The sequence below is a fragment of the Youngimonas ophiurae (nom. illeg.) genome (genome assembly GCF_049803795.1).
Taxonomy (GTDB): Bacteria; Pseudomonadota; Alphaproteobacteria; order Rhodobacterales; family Rhodobacteraceae; genus Thalassobius.
Genome location: NZ_JBNAGJ010000009.1, coordinates 127768 through 134323 on the forward strand (window position 1 = coordinate 127768; position 6556 = coordinate 134323).

The following is a 6556-nucleotide window of genomic DNA, read 5'->3' on the forward strand; positions in this document are numbered from 1 at the left end:
CTAAAATGCCGCGTTTCAGGGCAGTTTCATCGCCAGCGGCTGCACCTCAAATCCCTGCGTTTCCAGCAGGCGCAGCACGCCGTATTCGCCCGGCAGATGCAGCGCCCCGACGGCGACGAAACTGGGGGTGCGGGACAGTTCGGGCACCAGCGTTTCCATCCACTGCTGATTGCGCCCGATGAGCAGCTCGTCCATGAGCTGGGTCGTGATTGCTTTCAATTTGTCCGCATCCTCTGGCAAGAGGGTCTGGCCCAGGGTTTCGAAGTAATGCAGGGTATAGACCCAGGCCACCTGCGCCTCTTCCTGGAAATAGAAGGCAATGATGCCACTGGTGGTGGGGTCTTCGGGCAGATCCAGCATCAGGCTCCAGCGCATGTCTTCAACCTGCTTGGGCAGTGGATCCTTTGAGAAAAGGGCCAGCAGCGTGCCAACGTCATCCAGAGATTGCATGGGTTTGCCCAGGGATTTGGCGGTGGCTTCGATGCCCTTGTCGATGCCGAACCGTTTGGCCTTCAGGTCTTCCAGCGCGCATTTCGGCAGCATCATCGAAAACCCCAGAAACCAGGGTTTAAACTTGGCCGCCATGAACGGAGGCATCCCACGACCTTGCAGCTTTTCGACAAGTTTCGCCCAGGCTTCGGGGCCCAGCCGGTCCATCAGGCTGGGGCCCTCGGTGATCGAGTAGAGGGCCGGGTTTTGCCCAAACAAGGTCTTCATTTCGGCCTGGCTCTCGTTGGTTATCTCAACCAGGGTCTGTTCGGTGGACGCAATCAGGGGCTTCAGCCGCTCGAGCAAGGTCTCGTGCCGCGGATCATACAGATGCATCGTGCCGAAAACGTATGAGGTTACGCCGTCTTTCTGCACCTGCCACAGATTGCCGCGATGAAACGGGGCTTGGGCGGCTTTGGCGCGCAACTGGGTCAGGGTTTGGGGGGAAATGTCCGGTTTTTCGAGGCAGCGAGCCTGCGCAAACGGAGCAAGACAGATCAGAAAGAGGGTAAACAGAATACGGATCATGGGGGCCTCAGGTCTTAGAGTAACGCAGGCAGGTTACCCAATCGTCCACTGGCGGCAAAGGGGTGGACACAGGCGCGGGGTGGATTAAAAACCGATATGGCCAAGATTTCCGAAACCGAGCTTTACGATCCGGTCAAAAGGTTTTTTCAGGCATTGGGCTATGAGGTCAAGGCCGAGATCGGCGCAGCGGATGTGGTAGCGATGCGCGCTGACGAGGCTCCGGTGATTGTTGAGCTGAAGGCCGGATTTTCGCTGACGCTTTTGCAGCAGGCGGTGGCGCGACAGGCGGTGACCGATCAGGTCTATGTGGCGGTGCCCCGCTGGAAAGGCCGCGCGGGCTGGCGGGCGTTCAAGGGCAATCTGGGCCTGTGCAAACGCCTGGGACTGGGGGTGATCAGCGTGCATCCGGACAGCCAGGAAATCCAGGTGCATCACGATCCCGCGCCGTTTCAGCCGCGCAAGGTCAAGAAGCGGCAAACCCGCCTGATGGCCGAATTCGAGCGCCGCCACGGGGATCCGAACAAGGGCGGAGCGGTCAAACGCGGGATTGTTACCTCTTACCGGCAAGAGGCGTTGCGCTGCGCTGAATATCTGTCTTGCCACGGGGCCTCGAAAGGGGCGGTGGTGGCCAAAGAGGCGCAGGTGCCCCACGCCACGCGCCTTATGCGGGCAAACCATTACGGCTGGTTCGAACGGGTGGGCACCGGGATTTACGATCTTAGCCCGGCGGGAAAGGCAGCCCTGCCCACGGGCGATTCCTAGCTGCATTGCAGCGAGGGATTTTCCCTCAAATCGCTTTGGACCCGGTTGACTCGCTTTCCTGACCTCCTTAGCTAATACGCCGTTAGCACTCGACATGGGTGAGTGCTAACGGCCCCGCTTAATGAGAAGGGGGCCAAGGAAAACTTTGAGCAAGGAGCCTCAGAGATGGCATTTACTCCGCTTCATGACCGCGTGCTGGTTCGCCGCGTGGAAAGCGACGAAAAGACCGCCGGCGGTCTGATCATTCCCGATAGCGCCAAAGAAAAACCGGCCGAAGGCCTGGTAATCGCTGTTGGCGCAGGCGCCCGTGACGAGGACGGTGATCGTATCGCCATGGACGTCAAAGAAGGCGATAAAATCCTGTTCGGCAAATGGTCCGGCACCGAAATCACCATCGACGGTGAAGAGCTGCTGATCATGAAAGAATCCGACATCATGGGCATCCTGTCCTGATCGTCGAAGACAGAATTTAAGTAACAGGAGCAAGCACAATGGCTGCTAAGGACGTCAAATTTGACACCGATGCCCGCAACGCAATGCTGCGCGGCGTGAACATTCTGGCTGACGCCGTAAAAGTGACCCTGGGCCCCAAAGGCCGCAACGTGGTCCTGGACAAATCCTTTGGTGCGCCCCGCATCACCAAGGATGGCGTGTCGGTCGCAAAAGAGATCGAACTGGAAGACAAGTTCGAAAACATGGGCGCTCAGATGGTCAAGGAAGTGGCCTCGCGTACCAATGACGAAGCCGGCGACGGCACCACCACCGCGACCGTTCTGGCCCAGGCCATCGTGCGCGAAGGTCTGAAGCAGGTCGCAGCCGGCCTGAACCCGATGGACCTGAAGCGCGGCATCGACATGGCCACCGCCACTGTCGTGCAGTCGATCAAGGACATGGCCCGCGAAGTCAAAGACAGCGCCGAAGTTGCCCAGGTTGGCACCATCTCGGCCAATGGCGAAGCCGAAATCGGCCAGCAGATCGCTGACGCCATGCAGAAAGTCGGCAACGAAGGCGTGATCACCGTCGAGGAAAACAAAGGTCTGGAAACCGAGACCGATGTCGTCGAAGGCATGCAGTTCGACCGCGGCTACCTGTCGCCCTACTTTGTCACCAACCCCGACAAGATGATCGCCGAGCTGGACGACTGTCTGATCCTGCTGCACGAGAAAAAACTCTCGTCGCTGCAGCCGATGGTTCCGCTGCTGGAAACCGTCATTCAATCGCAGAAACCCCTGCTGATCATCGCCGAGGACGTCGAGGGCGAAGCCCTGGCAACTCTGGTTGTGAACAAACTGCGCGGCGGCCTGAAAATCGCTGCTGTGAAGGCTCCGGGCTTCGGCGATCGCCGTAAGGCCATGCTGCAAGACATCGCAATCCTGACCGGCGGTCAGGTCATCAGCGAAGATCTGGGCATGAAGCTGGAATCGGTGACCATGGATATGCTGGGCACCGCCAAGACCGTCAACATCACCAAGGACGAAACCACCATCGTGGACGGCCATGGCGAGAAAGCCGAGATCGAAGCACGTGTTGCTCAGATCCGCACCCAGATCGAGGAAACCACCTCGGACTACGACCGTGAGAAACTGCAAGAGCGCGTTGCCAAACTGGCAGGCGGTGTTGCCGTGATCAAGGTCGGCGGCATGACCGAAGTCGAAGTGAAAGAGCGCAAAGACCGTGTGGACGATGCTCTGAACGCGACCCGCGCTGCTGTTCAGGAAGGCGTGATTGTCGGTGGCGGTGTCGCTCTGGTTCAGGCTGGCAAAGCCCTGGACGGGCTGGTCGGTGCGAACTCTGATCAGGACGCTGGTATCACCATCGTGCGCAAAGCCATCGAAGCGCCCCTGCGCCAGATCGCTGAAAACGCTGGTGTCGACGGTGCCGTTGTGGCCGGTAAGGTCCGCGAGTCGACCGACAGCGCATTCGGCTTCAACGCTCAGACCGAAGAATATGGCGACATGTTCTCGTTCGGCGTGATCGACCCCGCCAAAGTGACCCGGACCGCTCTGGAAGACGCGGCCTCGGTTGCTGGCCTGCTGATCACCACCGAAGCCATGGTTGCCGACAAACCGTCGAAAGACGGCGGCGCAGCCGGCGGCATGCCCGACATGGGCGGCATGGGCGGCATGGGCGGCATGATGTAAGCCTGCCCGGCATATGATTTTGTGAAGGCCCGCCGGTTTCGGTGGGCCTTTTCTTTTGGGCATGTCCTGATCAGGATGCGGCTATGAAACTGATGCTGCTGACTGCCCTCACTATGATCGCTTTTGCCGCCAATTCGGTGCTGAACCGGATGGGGCTGGTACAGGCGGGGATGGACCCGTTGCTGTTCGGCTCGATCCGACTGGCCTCGGGGGCTGTGACCCTGGCGATCCTGGCGCTGATCCTGCGAGGGGGGCTGCGGTTCGGCGGGGCCGGACGGGTGATCTCGGTTTTGTCGCTTCTGCTCTATATTTATGGGTTTTCAATCGCTTATGTGGCTCTGGATGCTGGACTGGGGGCGTTGATCCTGTTCGGTACGGTTCAGGTGACGATGTTTGCCGGGGCGGTTTTCCGGCAAGAGCCCTTGCCGCCACTGCGCTGGCTGGGGGCGGCGATTGCCTTCGGAGGGCTGGTCTGGCTGCTTTGGCCGCGCGGCACACAGCCCATGCCGGTACTCCATACGGGGTTGATGGTGTTGGCCGGTGTGGGCTGGGGGATTTATTCGCTGGCAGGGCAACGGGCGCGCGATGCTTTGCAGGCCACCGCCGCTAATTTCCTACTGGCCGCGCCCATTGGTTTCGGGCTGGGGATGCTGCGCCCCGTGTCCCTGGAGGTAGCCGAGGCATCGGTGACGGGCGTGGCTTTGGCGGTTTCCTCCGGGGCAATCACCTCGGGGTTGGGCTATGCGCTCTGGTACAGTTTGCTGCCGGTTTTGGGTGGCGGGCGGGCGGCCGTTGCGCAGCTTTCGGTGCCGGTGATTGCAATTGCAGGAGGGGCGCTTTTCCTGTCCGAATGGCCCGATTTACGGTTCCTGATCGCGGCCTGTATCGTGCTGAGCGGCGTGGCGATTTCCCTGCGCGCAAAATGAAAGGCCCACCAGATGGCGGGCCTTTGCATAGTCGTTGAAAAGCGGTTTAACCCAGTTTTTCAGTGATTTCAGGCAATGCGTCGAAGAGGTCTGCGACGAGTCCGAAGTCGGCGACCTGGAAGATGGGGGCCTCTTCGTCCTTGTTGATGGCGACGATGATTTTGCTGTCTTTCATGCCCGCAAGGTGTTGAATTGCCCCGGAAATCCCGACGGCGATATACAGATCCGGCGCGACGACCTTGCCGGTCTGGCCCACTTGCCAGTCGTTCGGGGCAAAGCCCGAATCCACCGCCGCGCGCGAGGCGCCGACGGCGGCGCCCAGCTTGTCGGCCAGGGCCTCGATCAGGGCGAAGTTTTCCTCGGAGCCGACACCGCGGCCGCCCGAAACGACAACGCCAGCCGAGGTCAGTTCCGGCCGGTCGCTTTCGGCGACCTTGTCCTCGACCCAGGTGCTAAGCCCGGCGTTGCCGGCGGCGGAGATTGCCTCAACCGGGGCGGCCGCGCCAGTGCCCGCCGCATCGAAAGTCGAGGTGCGAACCGTCAGTACCTTCTTGGAATCGTTGGATTTTACCGTCTGAACCGCGTTGCCCGCATAGACCGGGCGTTCAAACGTGGCGCCGTCCACAATCGCCGTCACATCCGACAAAACCATCACATCCAGCAGCGCGGCCACCCGCGGCAGAATGTTTTTTGCGCTGGCCGTGGACGGGGCAACGATATGTTCATAATTGCCTGCCAGGCTGACCAGCAGGTCGGCCACGGGCTCGGCCAGGCCGTTGGCGTAGGCCGCGTCATCGGCAACCAGAACCTTGGCCACACCTGCGATGGTGGCGGCCTCTTCGGCCGCGCCCGCAGGCCCGGCCACCAGAACCGTCACATCGCCCAGGGCGGTGGCGGCAGTGACAGCTTTGGCGGTGGCGTCCAGCGCCAGCGCCCCACCCGAGATTTCCGCAAGGAGAAGAACAGCCATTACACGACCCCCTTTTCTTTCAGCTTCGCAACCAGATCATCGACCGAGCCGACAATCTCTCCGGCCTGACGGGCCGCAGGTTCCGCAGTTTTCACGATCTCAAGACGCGGGGCGGTATCGACGCCGTAATCGGCGGCCGTTTTCTCGTCCAGCGGCTTCTTCTTGGCCTTCATGATGTTGGGCAGGCTGGCGTAGCGCGGCTCGTTCAGGCGCAGATCGGCGGTCACGATCGCCGGCAGCTTCACGCTGATCGTTTGCAGACCGCCGTCCACCTCGCGGGTGACAACGGCCGTATCGCCGTCAATCCCAACCTCAGAGGCAAAGGTCGCCTGACCCCACCCCAAAAGCGCCGCCAGCATCTGGCCGGTCGCGTTCATGTCGTTGTCGATCGCCTGCTTGCCCGCAATGACCAGGCCGGGGGCCTCTTCGTCGATCACGGCCTTCAGAATCTTGGCAACGGCCAGAGGTTCGATATCCGTGTGAACGTCATCCGCCGCAACAACCAAAATCGCACGGTCCGCCCCCATCGCCAGAGCCGTCCGCAGCGTTTCCTGCGCCTGTTTCACCCCGATCGACACAACGACGATCTCGTCCGCCTTGCCCGCTTCTTTCAGCCGGATCGCCTCTTCAACCGCGATCTCGTCGAACGGGTTCATCGACATCTTTACATTCGCAAGATCAACTCCGCCGCCATCCGCCTTAACGCGAACCTTTACGTTGTAGTCAATCACACGCTTGAC

The 6556-nt window shown here is 60.8% G+C and carries 7 protein-coding genes; 4 read left to right on the forward strand and 3 right to left on the reverse strand.

Going from position 1 to position 6556, the window contains the following annotated elements; all coding sequences use genetic code 11:
• Positions 1-15: 15 nt before the first annotated feature.
• The gene (locus ACP15O_RS16595; RefSeq protein WP_425097236.1) at positions 16-1017 is read right to left on the reverse strand and encodes a TraB/GumN family protein; all 1002 of its coding nucleotides are present in this window, start codon (positions 1015-1017) and stop codon (positions 16-18) included.
• Positions 1018-1113: 96 nt separating this feature from the next.
• Between ACP15O_RS16595 and ACP15O_RS16600 the strand changes: the two genes are divergently transcribed.
• The 4 genes from ACP15O_RS16600 to ACP15O_RS16615 all read left to right on the forward strand — a co-directional run bounded on the left by ACP15O_RS16600 (position 1114) and on the right by ACP15O_RS16615 (position 4846).
• Positions 1114-1779 (forward strand): DUF2161 domain-containing phosphodiesterase, encoded by a 666-nt coding sequence (locus ACP15O_RS16600; protein ID WP_425097237.1) that lies wholly within the window; start codon positions 1114-1116, stop codon positions 1777-1779.
• A 165-nt stretch (positions 1780-1944) separates the two neighbouring features.
• Positions 1945-2232 (forward strand): co-chaperone GroES, encoded by a 288-nt coding sequence (locus ACP15O_RS16605; protein ID WP_425097238.1) that lies wholly within the window; start codon positions 1945-1947, stop codon positions 2230-2232.
• A gap of 38 nt (positions 2233-2270) precedes the next feature.
• Complete coding sequence (gene groL, locus ACP15O_RS16610; protein WP_425097239.1) at positions 2271-3920, forward strand: chaperonin GroEL; 1650 nt, start codon at positions 2271-2273, stop codon at positions 3918-3920.
• 83 nt (positions 3921-4003) lie between these two features.
• A complete protein-coding gene (locus tag ACP15O_RS16615) occupies positions 4004-4846 on the forward strand; it encodes a DMT family transporter (protein ID WP_425097240.1) in 843 nt (280 codons plus the stop codon).
• Between the two features lie 46 nt (positions 4847-4892).
• Here the strand turns inward: ACP15O_RS16615 and ACP15O_RS16620 are convergent, their stop codons facing one another.
• Positions 4893-5816, reverse strand: coding sequence for an FAD-binding protein (locus ACP15O_RS16620; protein WP_425097241.1), 924 nt, complete (start codon positions 5814-5816; stop codon positions 4893-4895).
• A partial coding sequence (locus ACP15O_RS16625; protein ID WP_425096297.1) for an electron transfer flavoprotein subunit beta/FixA family protein occupies positions 5816-6556 on the reverse strand: 741 nt, incomplete at its 5' end. The genes ACP15O_RS16620 and ACP15O_RS16625, both read right to left, overlap by 1 nt.